This is a genomic window from Burkholderia crassaminum (assembly GCF_964265005.1).
GTDB lineage: Bacteria > Pseudomonadota > Gammaproteobacteria > Burkholderiales > Burkholderiaceae > Burkholderia.
On the sequence record NZ_OZ183800.1, the window covers coordinates 1,167,717 to 1,185,339 of the forward strand.

Annotated in this window: 3 protein-coding genes; all 3 read left to right on the top strand. The window is 66.4% G+C overall.

Translation table 11 applies throughout. From position 1 onward, the window contains the following. Nucleotide 1 precedes the first annotated feature (1 nt). The 3 genes from ACPTTF_RS22375 (at nucleotide 2) to ACPTTF_RS22385 (ending at nucleotide 17,549) form a co-directional block, all read left to right on the top strand. Nucleotides 2-2,245, top strand: a complete 2,244-nt coding sequence (locus ACPTTF_RS22375) for a tetratricopeptide repeat protein (RefSeq protein ID WP_423368253.1) — start codon at nucleotides 2-4, stop codon at nucleotides 2,243-2,245. Next, nucleotides 2,242-4,476 (top strand): tetratricopeptide repeat protein, encoded by a 2,235-nt coding sequence (locus tag ACPTTF_RS22380; protein WP_423368254.1) that lies wholly within the window; start codon nucleotides 2,242-2,244, stop codon nucleotides 4,474-4,476. Before ACPTTF_RS22375 ends, ACPTTF_RS22380 begins: the two co-directional genes overlap by 4 nt. A 311-nt stretch (nucleotides 4,477-4,787) precedes the next feature. Then, nucleotides 4,788-17,549, top strand: coding sequence for a filamentous haemagglutinin family protein (locus ACPTTF_RS22385; RefSeq protein WP_423369857.1), 12,762 nt, complete (start codon nucleotides 4,788-4,790; stop codon nucleotides 17,547-17,549). Nucleotides 17,550-17,623: the final 74 nt, after the last annotated feature.

Sequence of the window (17,623 nt, forward strand, 5' to 3'; positions counted from 1 at the left end):
GATGACACCGAACGGGGAAGGGACGACACTTGCGAGCGCGCCGGTCGCGCCGGATCGCCGCCCGCCCGACACCATGCAGCTCGAACGGCTGCTCGTGCGTGCGCGCAAGGCGCATCATGAGGGCGCGCTGCAGCACGCGGAGCATGCCTATGCCGAGCTGCTGGCGCTCGATCCCGAGCATCCGGAGGCGCTGCACCTGCTCGGCGCGGTACGTTTCCAGCAGGGGCGCCTCGACGATGCCGAGCCGCTGATGCGGCGCTCGGTCGAGCGCCAGCCGGTGCCGCTCGCGCTCGCGAACTACTCGGCGGTGCTGGCCGGGCTCGGGCGCGAGCACGATGCGCTCGCGCGGCTCGACGAGGCGCTCGCGATCAATCCCGTGCATCAGCGCGTGCTGTTTCAGCGGGCCGGGCTGCTCGCGCAACTCGCGCGGTACGACGAAGCCTGTGAGGTCTACGATCGCCTTCTCGAACTGACACCCGGGTTCGCCGACGGTTACGTGAAGCGCAGCGACATGCTGCGCGCGCTCGGCCGCTGCGACGACGCGCTCGCCGATTGCGATCGCGCGATCGCACTCGCGGGCCGCACGTTCGACGCGATGCGCGCGCGCGGGCTCGCGCTGCGTGAGCTCGGCCGCTTCCGCGAGGCGGCGGACAGCTATGGTCATGCGCTCGCGCTGCGGCCGGGTAGCGCCGACGCGCTGTTTCTGCGTGGCGTCGCGTATCTCGACCTGCACGATCCCGAATACGCGCTGGCGGATTTCAACGCGGCGATCGCGGCGAGCCCCACGTTCGTCGATGCGATCTTCAACAGCTCGATCGCACTCGAACAGCTCGGCCGGCACGACGAAGCGCTGGTGCGCTGCGACCGTGCGCTCGCGATCGACCCGCGCCATGCACGCTCGCACGCGAATCGCGGCAATGCGGCGAGCCACCTGGGCCGCTTTGCGGATGCGGTCGACAGCTATGCGCGCGCGCTCGACGTCGAGCCGGGCAGCACGGGCGTGCTGTGCAACTACGCGTGCGCGCTGATGCAGGTGGCCCGTCACGACGATGCGCACGACATGTGTGACCGCGCGCTGGCGATCGATCCACACTATGCGCCCGCGTCGTTCACGCGTGCGCGGGTTCGACTCGAAGCGCATCGCTACGATGACGCGCTCGACGATCTCGCCAACGTGATCGCCGCGACGCCACGCGACAAGCTCGCGCACTTCCACCGCGGCAGCGCGTTGCGCGCGCTTCGGCGCCACGAGGATGCGTTGCGCGCGTATGCGGAAGCGATCGACATCGACCCGGACTATGCGCACGCGCACTGCATGCGTTCGTTCCTGTGCCTGTCGATCGGCGACTTCGACGCCGGCTGGGCCGAATACGAATGGCGCTGGCGCGACAGCCAGCTCGACGGCAGCCGGCGCGATTTTGCGCAGCCGCGCTGGACGCACGGCATGCCGCTCGACGGGCAGACGATCCTGCTGTATCCGGAGCAGGGGCTCGGCGACACGTTGCAGTTCTGCCGCTACGTGCCGCTCGTGAAGGCGCTCGGCGCACGCGTCGTGGTCGAGGCGCCGGTCGAGCTGAAGGCGCTGTTCGCGACGCTCGACGGCGTCGACGTGCTCGTCGCGCGCGGCGACCCGCTGCCGCCGTTCGACCTGCATTGCCCGCTGTTGAGCCTGCCGCTCGAATTCCGCACCGATCTCGCGTCGATTCCGGCGAGTGTGCCGTACCTGCGCGCCGATCCTGCGCGGGTCGAGCACTGGCGCGCGCGGCTGGGCGCGGCCGACCGGCCGCGCGTCGGCCTCGTGTGGTCCGGCAACCCGCTGCACCTGAACGACCGCAACCGCTCGATCACGCTCGCCGACCTGACGCCGCTGCTCGACGACCGCTACGAATGGATCAGCCTGCAGAAGGTGATCCGCGACGAGGATCGTCCGGTGCTCGATGCGAGCCCGATCCGCTTCGTCGGTGACGAACTGACGGATTTCGCGGAAACGGCCGCGCTGACGGAGGCAATGGACGCGGTGATCAGCGTCGATACGTCGGTTGCACACCTGGCCGGTGCGCTCGGCCGGCCGCTCGCGGTGATGCTGCCGCACACGCCCGACTTCCGCTGGCTGCTCGATCGCGACGACAGCCCGTGGTATCCGGGCGCGCGTTTGTTTCGCCAGCCGGACGGTGGACAGTGGGCACCGGTCGTCGAGCGGATGCGCGACGCGTTGCCGGCACTGGTGGCGGGAGCATCGCGATGAGCACGGCGCCGGCGTTCGGCGCGGGTGCCGCGCCGCTGCGGGCCGCCGTCGACGATGCGCTGCGCAACGCGCGCGTGAAACTCGAGCAACGCGACTTCGCGGGGGCGGGGCGGCTTTACGACGGGGTGCTGGCGATGCTGCCCGACCACGTCGAGGCGCTGCATCTGCTCGGGTTCGTGCATCTCCAGCTGGGCGATCCCGTGCGCGCGGCGCCGCTGATTGCGCGATCGATGCGCTCCGGGCTGAATCAACCGTGGAATTTCGTGAATCATGCGCAGGCGCTGACACGCACCGGCCGTCATCGTGAAGCGCTCGACACGGCCGCGCAGGCGCTCGCGCGCGATCCCGGCCATGCGCCGGCGTACGCGGCGCGCGGCGACGCGCTGCACGCGCTCGGCCGGCATGGCGAAGCGGTCGGCGCGTACGATCTTGCGCTGACGCGTGAGCCGGGCCGCACGGAGTCGTGGGTCCGACGCGGGGAGGCATTGCGCGCGCTCGGCCGGCCTGCCGACGCACTGATCAGCATCGAGCGTGCGCTGCGGATCGATCCCGACGACCCGGCTGCGCTCGCCGAACGCGGCCATGCGTTGCGCGCGCTCGGCCGCGGCGACGAGGCGCTGCATTGCTTTCAGCTCGCGATGGTGGTGCGCGGCAAGACGCCCGATCTCGTCTACGCGTGCGGCTATACGCTGATCGAACTGGGGCGTCCGGCCGAAGCGCTGGCGTGTCTCGACGAAGCGCTCGCGCGGACGCCGGACGACATGCAGCTGCTGTTCGTGAGTTGTGTCGCGCTCGATCTGCTGCATTTGCGCGACGAACTGCTCAAGCGTAGCGACCGGCTGCTGGCGCGCGACCGCGACAACGTCGGCGCGTGGGTCGGCCGTGGCAACGCGCTGCTCGGGCTGAGGCGGCACGAGGAAGCCGCGCATGCGTACGGGGAAGCCCTCGCGCGCGCGCCGGCGGATTTCGACGCGCTGCGCAACCGGGCCGGTGCGCTGCGGGCATTCGGTGCCTGCGACGAAGCGCTCGCGCATTACGACCGTGCGCTCGACGCGCGCGGCCCGCACGCGGAAGTGCTGTGCAATCGCGCGATCGCGCTGCAACTGCTCGGCCGCTACGACGATGCGCTCGCGAGCTATGCGGCGGCGGCCGGCGCGCCGGGACGGACGGCGCAGGAGATCTACACGCGCGCAGTCGCACGCCAGCAACTCGGCGACTACGACGCCGCGCTCGCCGATTTCGCGCTGGCCACCGTGCGCGATCCGAATCACGGCATCGCACGCCGGTCCGAGGCGTTCTGCCGCCTGGTGATGGGCGACTTCGATGCAGGCTGGCGGCAGCATGAAGCGCGCTGGGATGCCGCCGACGTAATGCTGCACCGGCGCCATGCCGGCCGCCCGCAATGGACGGGCGACGAACCGCTCGCCGGTCGCACGCTGCTGCTGCACGCTGAACAGGGCTTCGGCGACACGCTGCAGTTCTGCCGCTATGCGAGCCTTGCGCACGATCGCGGCGCGACCGTGCTGATCGACGCACCGGCCGCGCTCGCTGGCCTGCTCGGCACCTTGAGCGGCGTGAGCCGCGTCGTCGCCGACGGCCAGCCTGCGCCGGCGTTCGATCTTCATTGCCCGATGATGAGCCTGCCTTTCGCGTTTCGGACGACGCTCGATACGGTGCCGGCCGACGTGCCGTACCTGCATGCCGACCCGCAGCGGCGTGCCGCGTGGATCGACCGGCTCGATGCGGCCGCACCGGCGCGACGGTTGCGAGTGGGGCTCGCATGGTCGGGTAATCCGGATCATGCAAACGATGAAAACCGGTCGATGACGTTCACCGCGCTCGCGCCGCTGGTCGCGCTCGACGCGACGTTCGTCAGCCTGCAGGTGGGCGTGCGTTCGCGCGATGCCGACGCATTCGCGGCAAGCGGCGTGCTGTCGTTCGAGGCGGAGCTGAGGGATTTCGCGGAAACGGCGGCGCTCGTCGATGCGCTGGACCTCGTGATCGCCGTCGATACCTCGGTCGTGCATTTGGCCGGCGCGCTCGGGCGTCCCGTGTGGGTGCTGCTGCCGCGCGTGCCGGACTGGCGCTGGCTGCTCGAACGTGACGACAGCCCGTGGTACCCGAGCGCGACACTGTTCCGGCAGGGGCTGCCCGGCGACTGGCCGGCGCTGGTCGAGCGTGTGGCGCTGGCGCTCGCGGCCCGCATCCGCACGCACCGCGAAACCGCGTGACCGGCTGACTGTGACAAAAGCTACGGACCTTTCGCGTGCGGCCCGAATGGTCCGTAACACCCGCCATGCCGTTGCCATCGGGCCTTCGTATGTTCGTGTGATTCCAGTGACCGGGTTCGATCCCGGTCGCAACGACCCAGCGCGGCGACGGCTCGGTGCCGTCTTCGGCGCGAGCGTCGTCAAGCGCAATTTCATAGGATTCGGGGTGAAGAATGGCAGCACGCGCACGCACGGCACGACAACCTGACGCGACGGGCTTGCGCCCGGTCCTGAAATCGGAACTGCGGCCGCTGGTCCGGGCCGTGGCCTTGATGCTGCTGGCGGGCGCGTCCGCGCACGTGCAGGCGGCCGGCATCATGAACCTCGGGGCGGCGGCCGCGCGTGCGTCCGGCGGCGGCGCGGGTGGCGCCGGCGGCGCGCCGGGCATGCCGAATCTCGGCGTGTCGGCGCAGCAGGCGCTGCAGGCGAGCCAGCCGTCGATCCGCAACCTCGGGTATGCCGCACATGCGATCGCCGCGCAGATTGCCGCGCAGCAGAATGCGGCTGCTGCGGCGGCGAAGCTGCCTTCGACCGTGCCGAACGGGCTCGCGCCGGGCGGGCTGCAGGTGGCGAACGGCGTGACCTTCGTGACGGACGGCAACGGCAACCAGATCAGTCAGAACACGGATACCGGTAACCCGCTGCTGTGGGTCAACGCGAACGGACCGAAGCAGACCGTCGACAGCAGCGGCCACGTGAACGTCGACGTCAAGCAGACCGGGCAGAACGCGGTGCTGACGTGGGAGACGATGAACGTCGGCCGGCAGACGACGCTGAATTTCGATCAGTCGGGCGGCACCCAGACCAACGGCGCGAACAACTGGGCCGTGCTGAACCGGATCAACGACCCGAGCGGGCGGCCGAGCCAGATTCTCGGCAACATCACCGCGCAGGGGGCCGTGTATGTGATCAACCGCAACGGTGTGCTGTTCGGTGCGGGGTCGCAGGTCAACGTGCATTCGCTGGTCGCGTCGTCGCTGAACCTGCTCGACATGAAGAACCAGCTCGTGCCGACGCCGGCGGGCATCGTCGCGAGCAATCAGCAGTTCCTGAGCTTGCCGGCGGGGACGACCGGCGGGCTCGCTTATCCGGAGTCGGGGAGTTCGAGCGGGACGGTCGGGCCGGGGGGCAAGCCGAACGAGGTGCTGGGGCTCGGTAATCAGGCGCTGCTGATCGGGACGTATCAGGCGCCGGGCGACGTGACGATCGAGCAGGGGGCGTCGATCACGACGCATACCAACGGTACGGCGAGCGACGGCGGGTTCGTGCTGGTTGCGGCGCCGAACGTGACGAACGCGGGCAGCATTTCGGCGACGTCTGGGCAGGTCGTGCTCGCGGCGGGCGTGGGGGTGAGCCTGCGGCCGAACGGAGCCGGGACGACGGGCAACCCGCAAGTCCTGCTGCCGGAGTTGAGCGGGCAGATCGTGACGACGGATCTTCAGACCGGCAGTACGATCGACGTCACGCCGGCTGGCACGTTGACCAATACGGGCATCGTGCAGGCTGCACGCGGCAACGTGAACCTGCTCGGCAGCCGCGTTGCGCAGAACGGCGTGGTCGGCGTGACGACGAGCGTGAACACGCCGGGCACGATCACGATCTCGACGGCGGACGAGTACGCGTCGAACAATCCGCTGGGCAATCCGTATCCGAATCAGGTCCTGAGCGGCGTCGACAACGTCAACCGTGCCGGCCTGCTGAGCTTCGGGCCAGGTTCGGTGACGACGGTACTGCCGGACAACAACGGCCAGACCGCGACGTCGACGCCGGGCACGACGTTCACGCCGGGCGGCATCACGATGACGGCCGGCTCCGTCTGGTTCCAGGGCGGCTCGCTGATCGAGGCGCCGGGCTCGAACGTATCGGTGACGGCTTATGCGCCGTCGATCGTGACGAACAAGGTGCCGGGCCAGACCGCGGTGCCGGGCCGCATCTACGTGGACGACGGCGCGACGATCGACGTGTCGGGGCTGGCAAACGTGCAGGCGCCGATTTCGCAGACGCTCGTCACGATCGACCGGATCGGCCAGAACGAGCTGGCCGATTCGCCGCTGCTGCGCAACAGCTTCCTGTTCGGGCTGAAGGGCGCGGTCGTCGACAGCACGCTGACGGGCACGCGCAGCGACGGCGTGCAGTGGGTCGGCAGCCCGATCCTGAACCTGTCGGGCTACGTGAACCTGATTCCGCGTACCGTCGACCAGTTGCTGACCAACGGCGGCACGATCACGCTGTCCGGCAACGAGGTGGTGACCGCAGCGGGTTCGTCGATGAACCTGAACGGCGGGTATGTGCATTACAACGGCGGGATGGTCAACACGACGCGGCTCGTCGACGCCAACGGCGCGATCGTTCCGATCGGGCAGGCGAGCCCGTACGATAACTATGTCGGCATCGCCGGGCAGTTCGTCGAAAACCATCCGCGCTGGGGCGTGACGAAGTCCTGGTACAACCCGCTGCTGACGAGCGGCACTTACCAGTCCGACTATATCGTCGGCGGCAATGCGGGCACGCTCGACCTGTTCGCGTCGCAGGCGCTGGTGCTCGATGGCGACATCAGCGCGCAGGCGTTCGGCGGCGCAAAGCAGATGCAAGGCAATAGCCTGCCGTCCGGCGGCACGTTCAACCTCGGTGCGGATCCGAAACTGGCGGGTGGCGCGCTGGCCGGGATGACGTGGAACAGTGTGGCCTTTACCACGGCACCACCGCTCGGTGCCCTCTCGGGGTTGACGATCCTGCAGGACGGGGCGCCGCAACTGAGTGCACTGATGCCGGGTTTCTCGATCGATACGCAGCTCGACAAAAATGCTTCGCAATCGCTGTCTGGCAACGATCCGAACAATCTGCAGGCAACGCGTGTGGTACCGGTCGCGACGCTGAACAACGGCGGGTTCGCGAACCTGAGCGTGACCGAGGACAAGAACGCAGGCAAGGGCATCGTGGTTGCGCAGGGCACGCAACTGAACCTGCAGCCGGGCGGGTCGATCTCGCTCAACAGCCCGGCCGCTGGCGCCGACGTGAATGTTGCGGGGCGGCTGTCCGCGCCGTCCGGTTCGATCTCGATCACGAGCGGCGGCAACGTCGTCGTCGGGCCGCAGGGCGCGATCAGCGCGGCCGGCCAGTGGGTGAACAACGACGTGCAGGCCGCGCCTGGCACGACGCCTGGCAACAGCCAGTTCATCAACGGAGGCAGCATCTCGTTGTCGGCGACGCAGGGATCGGTCACTGTGAACGGCAATGCCGTCGACACGACGGGCTCGGTACTGCTGCAACCGGGAAGCTTGCTCGACGTATCGGGCGGCGGTGAAATGCTCGCGAACGGCCAGCTGTTGCTCCAGAACGGCGTGCCTGCTGGGCGCGGCGGCAACGTGGCGTTGCAGACCTATGCGGTGCCGGCGGGAGGCGCGCAGTTCGGCGATACGGGCGACGGCGGCCCGAACATGCCGAATGCTCAGCCGACAGCCGGCACGATCGCGATGAACGGCGCGATCCTGAGCGAGGGCTTTTCAGGTGGCGGCACGATGACGCTGGGCGCGCTCGGCTTCAGGATCGGCGGAGCGCCGTCCGCGGCATCTCCGTGGGATGTGTACCTGCCCGAGAACTTCTTTTCCCGGCAGGGCTTCGGCAAGTATGTGCTGAATGCGTACTACGACTCGACCGTCGCACCGGGCGCGACAGTCGCGCTGACACAACTGAACCGTATTCCGGACGCGCTGGCGCTCCAGCAGACAGGCTCGGGCGCAAACCTGACGACGGCCGGCCTGACGACGATCGGCCAACTGGACGCGTATCACCGGCAGCCCACGAGTCTGGTGGTGACGGGCGGTGGTTACGTGGCATGGCCGAACGCGGGAGGCACGGGATCGGTGTCGTATCCGGGCGTGACGGGCTCGGTCACGCTGTCGTCCGGTGCGTCGATCGACGCGGATGCCGGTGCGAGCGTCGCTTTGTCGTCGCCAACGCAGGTCACGGTGCTCGGGTCGGTGGTCGCGCCGGGCGGGGTGATCTCGCTGGGCGCGAACGCGGGCGGCATTGCGGCCGGGCAGAGCAGCCGGTCCGTCTGGCTTGGCCCGGATGCCACGCTCGATGTATCCGGTGTTGCGCTCGCCAATCCGCTCGCCGCGCCGGTCAAAGTTGGTGGAACGACTGTCGTGCCCAATTCAGGCAAGGTTCTGCCGGGCGGTTCGGTGACGCTGTCGAGCGACTCGGGCTACGTTGTTGCACAAGCCGGTTCGACGATCGATGTGTCGGGTGCGTCGGCGAACTTCGATCGTTTGCAGGCGAACGGCACTTATGCGTCACAGCCCGTGTGGAGCGATGCCGGCTCGATCACGCTGTCGGCCGCGTACGGTCTCTTCTCGGATGCGACACTGGTTGGCCACGGCGGAGCGGCCCAGGCACGCGGCGGCACGCTGACGATCCTGCCGCATCAGAACAGCGGCTCGGCCGGCGCGACGGCACTCGTCGTGCGGCAGAGCGGGACGCTCGTACCCGCCGGACTTGCGCCGGGCCAGGATTTCTCGACCGCGATCGATCCGACCACCGGGCAGCCGATCGGCCAGCCGACGGGCGTGATCCAGTTCGCCGCCGATCGCCTGAACGGTTCGGGAATCGCGAATCTCGTGCTGGGCGACAGCACGCCGTCCCCGATTCCCGTGTCGGTGCCGCCGATCGTGTTTGCCGGTGATGTGAATCTGACGTTACCCGAATCGGTGACGCTGAATACCGGGCGAATCGCGGCAATCGGAATGGATCAGCTCTCGACGCTGCTGTCGACGCCGGCCAAGCCTGCAGGCGGCAGTTCGGCGCTCGCGGACCAACTCGCGCAGCCGCCGGCCCATCCTCTCGGCGCGACGGTGACGATCAACGCGCCTTATGTCGCGCTTGCAGGCCCGACCGTAACCCCGTCAACGCCCGCATTCGCACCGGTCGCGACGCTGTCCGATGCGACGCTGAACGTCAACGCGTCGTTCCTCGACCTGCGCAATCAGTTCCAGCTGAACAACATCGGTCAGGCGAATCTGGCGAGCAGCGGCGATATCCGGCTGAGTTCGACCAGTGTGTCGCAGACCAGCAACGTGCTGCTGCCGGGCGAGCTGTACACGCCGGGCAACGTGACGCTCAATGCCGCGAGCCTGTATCCGGCCACCGGCAACACCTTCATCATCGACGCAGTCGGCCCGGTCGATTCGACCACCGGCAAGCCCGCGCCGACCACCGTCACCTTCGGCACGACCGGTTCGTCCGGCACGCCGCTGTCGGCCGGCGGCACGCTGCTCGTCGATGCAACGAACATCGTGCAGGGCGGTAACGTACGTGCGCCGTCGGGCACGCTCGTGTTCGGCGTCGGCGATCCGACGAACGCCGCGACACAGAAGCAGTTCGGCAACCTGCCGCTCGTCGCGACCGATTCGGTGACGTTCGCGAACGGCAGCGTAACGTCGGTTTCGAACGGCAGGTCGATCATTCCGTACGGCACGACGATCGACGGCGTCGAATGGCAGTTCAATCCGCTCGCGGGCACGACGGCATCGGACCTGAATGGGCCGCCCGCGAAGTACATCGGCGTGAACGGCACCAGCGTCGCGCTCAACAAGGGCGCGACGATCGATCTCTCCGGCGGCGGCGACCTGCAGGCCGCCGAATGGGTGCCAGGCACGGGCGGCACGCGCGACGTGCTGTCGCAATACAACGTGAGCTACGCGAGCGGCAAGGGTGCGACGGCGGTGCCGGTCAACGCGGGTGCCGGAAACGTCTATGCAATCGTGCCGGGCACACAATCGCCGGTGGCCGCATACGATCCGCTGTTCGCCCAGACCGTGCAGCCGGACGTCGGCAGCAACGGCACGCCGACGACGAAGACCTCGACGCTCGGCGTCGGTCAGGCCGGGTTGAACGACGCGATCGGCAAGGCCGTGTACCTGTCCGGCGTGCCGGGCCTGGCGCCCGGCTATTACACGCTGCTGCCGGGCAAGTACGCGACGCTGCCGGGCGCGTACCGTGTGACCGTGTCGTCGGCGACGGGCAACGTCGTGCCGGGCGCGTCGCAGGTGCTGCCGGACGGCACGGTGATGGCGGCCGGGTACTTCGCCGATGCGGTGACGGGCGGCCGCAGCGCGACGCCGACGCTCTTCAACGTGCAGTCGGGTGCGACGTGGCAACAGTATTCGCAGTACACGCTGAAGGGCGCGAACGCCTTCTTCACCGCGCAGGCCGCGAAACAGGGTAACGTGACGCCGCCGCTGCCGGTGGACGGCGGCCAGCTCGTGCTGGCCGCGACGAAGGCGCTGACGCTCGGCGCGACGCTGAACGCCGCGGCTGGTATAGGCGGCGCACCGGCCGAGGTCGACGTCGCGTCGCAGGACATCCAGATCACCGGCAACGGCAGCGCGGCGCTGCCCGGTTATCTGCAGATCGGCGGCGACGCGCTCGATTCGCTGAACGCGGGCAGCCTGCTGATCGGTGGCACGCGCGCGGGGACAACGAAGGGCGTGACGATCACGCCGATCGCGAACAGCGTGGTGGTGTCGAACGATGCGAACTCGTCGTTGAAGGGCCCCGAAATCCTGCTCGTGACGAAGACCGACGCGAGCGGCACGGACCCGAATGCGGCGAACGGCTTGCGTGTCGACGCAGGTGCGTCGATCGTAGCGGCAGGCGATTATCCGGCGGCGAAGGATCAGCCGATCACGATCGCCGGCGACGGTGCGCTGCTGCGCGTGTCAAACGGCGCGATGGCGCCGCTCACGCGCACGGGCGGCACCGGCACGGGGCTGTTGACGGTCGGCGCAGGTGCGACGCTGTCGGGCGGTCAGGCGCTGATGCTCGATTCGTCGGGCAACCTGAAAGTTGACCCGAGCGCGGTGCTGTCGGCGAAGGCGATCACGGCGGACGGTTCGGCGATCACGTTCACCAATGCGAGTGGCGCGGCTGCTGCGAACTTGCCGGGCTTCGTGATCGATCAGGCGGGACTTGCGCAGCTTGCCAATGCGGATCTCGTGTCGCTGCGCAGCTACGGCGCGATGGGCTTCGTCGGCGACGTGAACGCGACGTTCGGCAAGAGCGTCGACCTGAGCGCAGGCACGTTCACGAGCGACGGCGGCCGCGTGACGCTGAACGGGCAGCAGATCGCATTCACGAACGAGACGGGTGCGCCTAATGGCACGGTCACGCCGGGTAACGGCACGCTGACGGTCAACGCGAAGGAGATCGATTTCGGCACGGGCGCGAAGACGTTGAGCGGCTTCTCGTCGGCGAACATGACCGCAAGCGGCGGCATCGTCGGGCAAGGCATGGGGACGTTCGATTTCGGTGCGCTGCCGGTGACGCTCAATGCGCCGGTGTATTTCGCCGATACGAGTTCCGCGTCGACCGTGAAGACGACCGGCGCGCTGACACTGAACGGCGCGGCGGGCACGGCGTTGACGAAGACGCCGGTGGGCGGTGCATGGAAATTCGTGGGCGGCACGCTCGCCGACAACGGTGCGACGATCGCCGCACCGGCCGGCAACGTGAGCCTCGAAGCGACCACCGGCAACCTGACGATCGGCGGCGGGTCGACGGTCAGTTCGGCCGGTGTGTCGAAGCAGTTCTTCGACGTGACGCAATACGCGCCGGCCGGTTCGATCGTGCTGACTGCCGATGCAGGGACGGTCGATGTGCAGTCAGGCACGACGCTCGACTTCTCGGGCGCGAAGGGCGGCGGCGCGGCGGGCAGCCTGACGTTGTCGGCGCCGAAGCAGGTCGTGAATTTGAACGGCACGATCAAGGGTGGTGCGACGAACGGCTACGCGGGCGGTTCGCTGTCGCTCGACACCGCCGGCGCGGCCGATCTCGATTCGCTCGCGAAGACGCTCGCATCGAGCGGCGTGAACCAGTCGATTGCCGTTCACACGAAGTCGGGCAACCTGACGCTGTCGGCCGGCAACGCGCTGACCGCGCGCTCGGTGCAGCTGACGGCCGACGGCGGCGCGGGCAATGCGTCGGATACGGCAAACGGCAACGTGAACGTGCTGGGGACGATCGACGCGTCGGGCAAGGCGGGCGGGCAGATCAACCTGTACGGGCGCAGCGGCGTCGATGTCGAGGGCACGCTGCTCGCGCGCGGCTCCGATCCGACGCAGCGCGGCGGCAATGTGAATATCGGCACGAGCGCGGTGTTCGATCCGACCATCGCGAATCCGTACAACACGACTTATGGTTACGAGAACATCGACCCGTCGCGTTCGGGGCTGATCCGGGTAGGCGCGAATGCACTGATCGACGTATCGGGCGGAACGGCCGGCGGGTTGTCCGGCGGCACCGTGAATTTCCGCGCGCCGTTGCTTGCGGACGGCAGCGTCGACGTGCAGTTGCCGAATACGTTCAACAGCGGCAAGGGCATCGTCGGTTCCCGTGCAACAACGCTCGAGGCGTATGCGACGTGGAGCACGACCGACGCGACGTCGGGCGCGCAGCACTTCGACGGCATCGTCGATCCGGCCGGCTGGTACGACGGCAACGGGCATTTGCTGGGCGGCACGTTCACCGCGCAAGGCGCCAACCCGCCGACCTTCACGTTCGCACCGAACGCGAACGGCGACGGTGGCGGTACGCTGACAAACAACGCGACTGGCGCGCAGGTGACATTGACGGGCAGCGACGCGGACCAGGCCTCGCTGTATAACGGCATCACGGCGATCGGTTTCCCGGGGATGAGCAGCGCGTACTTCGTGCCGACGACCGCGAACGCCGATCATCAGAATTTCTACGGCGGACAGATCGTCAAGGCGAGCGACGGTACGCTGTCGATGACGCCTGGCACGCTGATGGGATTCATTCAGAGCGGGCTCGGCGCCAACGGGCCGACGCTGCAGGGATCGACGGCGAATATCGCGAATTTCCGCGTGGCGCCGGGGATCGAGTTCGACAATCCGAGCACGGCGATCAACGGCGGCAACATCTCGATCCTGTCGAACTGGAATCTCGGCGCAGGGCTGCCGAACAACAACGGGGTGATCGTGCCTTCGTATCGCTACAACGGAACGATCGCGCCGATGCTGACGTTCCGGGCGACGAACAATTTCGATGCGGAAGCGAGTATCACCGACGGTTTTTTCCAGAGCCAGGTCGCGACGATTCTGGGGGCGGCGGGGACGGGTTCTGCTACCGGGACGTATGCGGCGGCGCTGGCGTTGTACAACAGCTTGATGTCGCTGGATGATCCGACGTCGATCACCGTGCAATTTACCGATGGATCAACCCAGTCACTGACGTCGATCAGTAAAGATTCGACGAATCCGCTCTACGACCCTAACGTTGCATTGACTGCGCCACTCCAGAATCAGGCGCCTCTGTACTACTCCGACTATCTGGAGTACGGCAATTCATGGGGTTCGTATTACGGATACTGGGCAAGCGGAAACTATGCATTTCACATCATGCCTTATGTCCCGCTGCGTGTCGCCGCTCCGGTGCTATCGAACTATGCGTCATACCAGGATTATGCGAACGCGTACTTTGGTCCAGGTTCCTGGTTGTCTGGGTATACAAATAACACCGTTGCCGGAATAGTGCGAAACGGCGTGGTTTTCTATGAGAAATTTGGTACGCCGACGCCGCCGGTCATGTCGTCAAAGCCTGACGATTACGGACAGTACATCGCTTTATACGGGAACTATCTGGCGCGATTGACTTTCACGAAATCGCCCAATCTTGCGTTCGTTGATCCAAGGAACGCGTATAGCTTCTTCTATGCGCCTGCCTCTCCGCTGTCGATCCCTAACACGGGTGTCAACATCGGTGCATTGCCAGGCAATACGACGGCCAACGTTGCAACGAAAGACAACCCGCTGCCGATCAGCTATGCCGCATTGCTGGGTGGTCAAAGCACGTCATATCGCATTGTTGGCGGCGCAGATCTGGCAAGTGCCAATCCGCTCGCCGTACAGCCTGCCGCCGCATTGAACGCCGGTGGCACGCTTGCCGGAAACGTAATCCTGAACCAGCACACTGCTTACGTCGATTCGAATGGATTGACGTTGCTTCAGCCGACGACCATCCGGACCGGCACGGGATCGATCGACATTGCGGCAGGCAATGATTTCACGCTGGCGGATGCCACCGCACCGGGGGTGGTGTATGCGGCGGGGGCGCCTGCACAGGGTTCGCCGGCATTGGGACTAGCTTCGGCGGTGATGCACGGTAACCAGCCGGGTCTGCAAGACATTCTGGTCACGCCTGCAGTGAACCCGGATTCGGCCGGCGACATTTCGATTCGTGTGCAGGGTGACATCAATGGCGTTCAGAACGTTACCGATGCGAATGGCGCAGTGACGGGCGGGGCGGGTAACAGCATCGGTCAGTACTGGTGGCAGTGGATGCAGATCACTGCGGGGGCAACCGCGAGTAACGGTGAAATTGTTGCTCCGTTGACGAGATCGTCGATCGATTTCGGCGCATTCGGCCAAGGTGTATTGAGTGTTGGCGGCAACGTATCGATCAGCGCCGGTGGCAATATCTCGGACTTCGCCGCGTCGCTCCCGACTACGTGGTACCTGAATGGAAGCGGTAAGCCTGTCACTGTCGGCGGCGGAAATCTGACGGTGCGGGCGGGCGGCGATATTCTGAGTGGCGACTACTTCGTCGCGAAGGGAGCAGGGACGATATCGGCCGGCGGAAGCATCGGGTCGGACATCACCGTCTTGTCTCCTCAGACTGGGGTGGCTCCAATTGCCGTATCGACGGTGCTTGCGACGCAGGATGGCACATTCGATGTCACGGCGCGTCAAGGCGCAGACATCGGTGCGGTGTTGGATCCGTCCTATGCGAGTCGTTTCGCGCCGCCCGGGGGGCAGCCAACCCGAGCCGTCAACCTGTCGGAATACGGACAGTACGCCGACAGCCAGGGATACTCACCGACTTCCGCGGTGAATGTGCTCTCCACAACCGGCGACATTCGAATCGGTGCGCTCGGTGGCTTGTTGACCGGGGCAAATGGAGTACTGCCGGCGAGCGTCAATCTGACGGCATTTGACGGAGGGATCAATGTCCAATCCGGTGGTGTGCTTTATCCGTCGGCCGTCGGTCAGTTGAATCTGGTTGCGGATCGATCCGTGAATCTTTCCAGCATATCGTCAATACTGGTTGGAACCAACTTGCCCAATACGTTCGGTATGTCTGATGCCGATCCGTCGCAGATGCCTTCACCGACGAATCCACTCGCCGTGATTCCGGCATTGACCGATGCGACACTTGCCGGACATGCGCTGAGTGCACTGCATCGCGACGATATGCAGCCCGCGCGCATTTACAGCCTGAATGGAAGCATCGTCAACGGCACAGTGGAAAATCCCAACTACAGTGACGGCTTCTACCGGAGCCTCATTACGCTATCGATCGACAAACCGGCGCTGGTGCAGGCCGGGCAGGACATCGTCAACCTGGCGTTCTGGGGGCAGAATCTGCGCAGCTCCGATGTGACACGAGTCGTGGCCGGCCGAGATATCTACGACACTCCGATCGCCAACACCGGTGGCGGCGCTGTCCCGGTGTTGGCGATCGGCGGGCCGGGATGGTTCGATGTGCAGGCGGGACGCAACATCGGCCCGCTGACGAGTCAGGCGGAGTTGTATAACCAGCACGCCAGTACAGATGGGATCGCACATGTTTTCACCGGTATCGACGCAATAGGCAATGCGAACAATCCGAACCTGCCGCACGAGAGCGCGAACGTCAACGTGTTGTTCGGCGTGGGCCCCGGCGTCGATTTACCGGGGTTCGTCTCAACTTATATCGCGCCGGGTAGCGCGGTTGCCGGCGTACCGAGCGCGACGCCGGCGTTGATCTCGTTCATGGAGCAGTACGACGCGGGGCTGGGTGTCGATACGGGGTTGCAGGCAGACAAGGACAAGGCACTGGCAAAGGTCGGCCAGTTGACGGCTGACGAAGCGTGGAAGCAGTTCCAGGCGCTGCCGTCCTACGTACAGCAACTCTTCGCGGAAAAGGTGCTATTCGGCGTGCTCGCGCAAGTCGGTGCCGATTTCAACGATCCCACGAGCCGATACAGCGGCCAGTACGGGAGAGGCTATCAGGCGATCAACACGCTGTTCCCGGCTTCGTACGGCTATACGGCGAACAATCTGGGCGGTGGCTCCAACGGTGCGAACAAGCAGATCAGTACGGGCAGCCTCGACATCCGCAGCACGACGATCCAGACTCAGCAGGGCGGCGACGTGACGATCCTCGGGCCGGGTGGGCAGGCGCTTGTCGGCAGTACGACAGCGCCGCCGCAGATCGTCGACAGTACGGGGAAGGTTGTCGCTGGCCCCGGCACGATGGGGATCTTGACGCTCGAGAAAGGCAACGTCGATATCTTTACCGACCAGAGTGTGCTGCTCGCGCAGAGCCGGATCTTTACCGAGCAGGGCGGTGACATGACGATCTGGAGTTCGAACGGCGATATCAACGCCGGCAAGGGGGCGAAGACGTCGGCCGACACGCCGGCACCGCAGTATGTGTGTGATGCGAACCACTACTGTACGGTCGACGCGCGCGGGCAGGTGACGGGCGCAGGGATCGCGACGCTGCAAAGTATCCCGGATGCACCGAAGGGAACGGTCAACCTGATCGCGCCGCGCGGTACGGTCGATGCGGGCGATGCGGGTATTCGCGCGGGCAACCTCAACGTTGCTGCTTTGCGTGTGGTGAACGCCGACAACATCCAGGTGACGGGTAAGGCAACCGGTATTCCGCTCGTGCAGGCAGTGAACACGGGGGCGCTGACGGCTGCGAGTTCTGCTGCGTCTGCGGCGAGCCAGGTTGCGCAGGATATTGCAAAGAACAATGCATCAGGTGTCGCGCCGCGTCGATGGACGATCAGCGTGCAGGTCGAGGGCTTCGGAGATAACGGTCCGGATAGTGGATCGAAGCGTCGCAAGTCTGAGCAGGTTGGCTACGATTCGTCCAATGCGGTTTCGCTGCTGGGGTTTGGTGCGGCAGGTCCGACCCAGCGGACGTTGCTCAGCAAGGAGGAGCTTGGGAAGCTGAACAGGTTCTGAGCCGTCTGAATCAACGTCTATCGAACTGGGCGGAATGAGAATGCCCCGCCTCGAACACGTGAGGCGGGGTCAAC

Excerpts from the sequence above, each read along its gene's own strand:
- ACPTTF_RS22375 (WP_423368253.1), top strand. The coding sequence starts at position 2 with ATGACACCGAACGGGGAAGGGACGACACTTGCGAGCGCGCCGGTCGCG.
- ACPTTF_RS22380 (WP_423368254.1), top strand. The coding sequence starts at position 2,242 with ATGAGCACGGCGCCGGCGTTCGGCGCGGGTGCCGCGCCGCTGCGGGCC.
- ACPTTF_RS22385 (WP_423369857.1), top strand. The coding sequence starts at position 4,788 with ATGCTGCTGGCGGGCGCGTCCGCGCACGTGCAGGCGGCCGGCATCATG.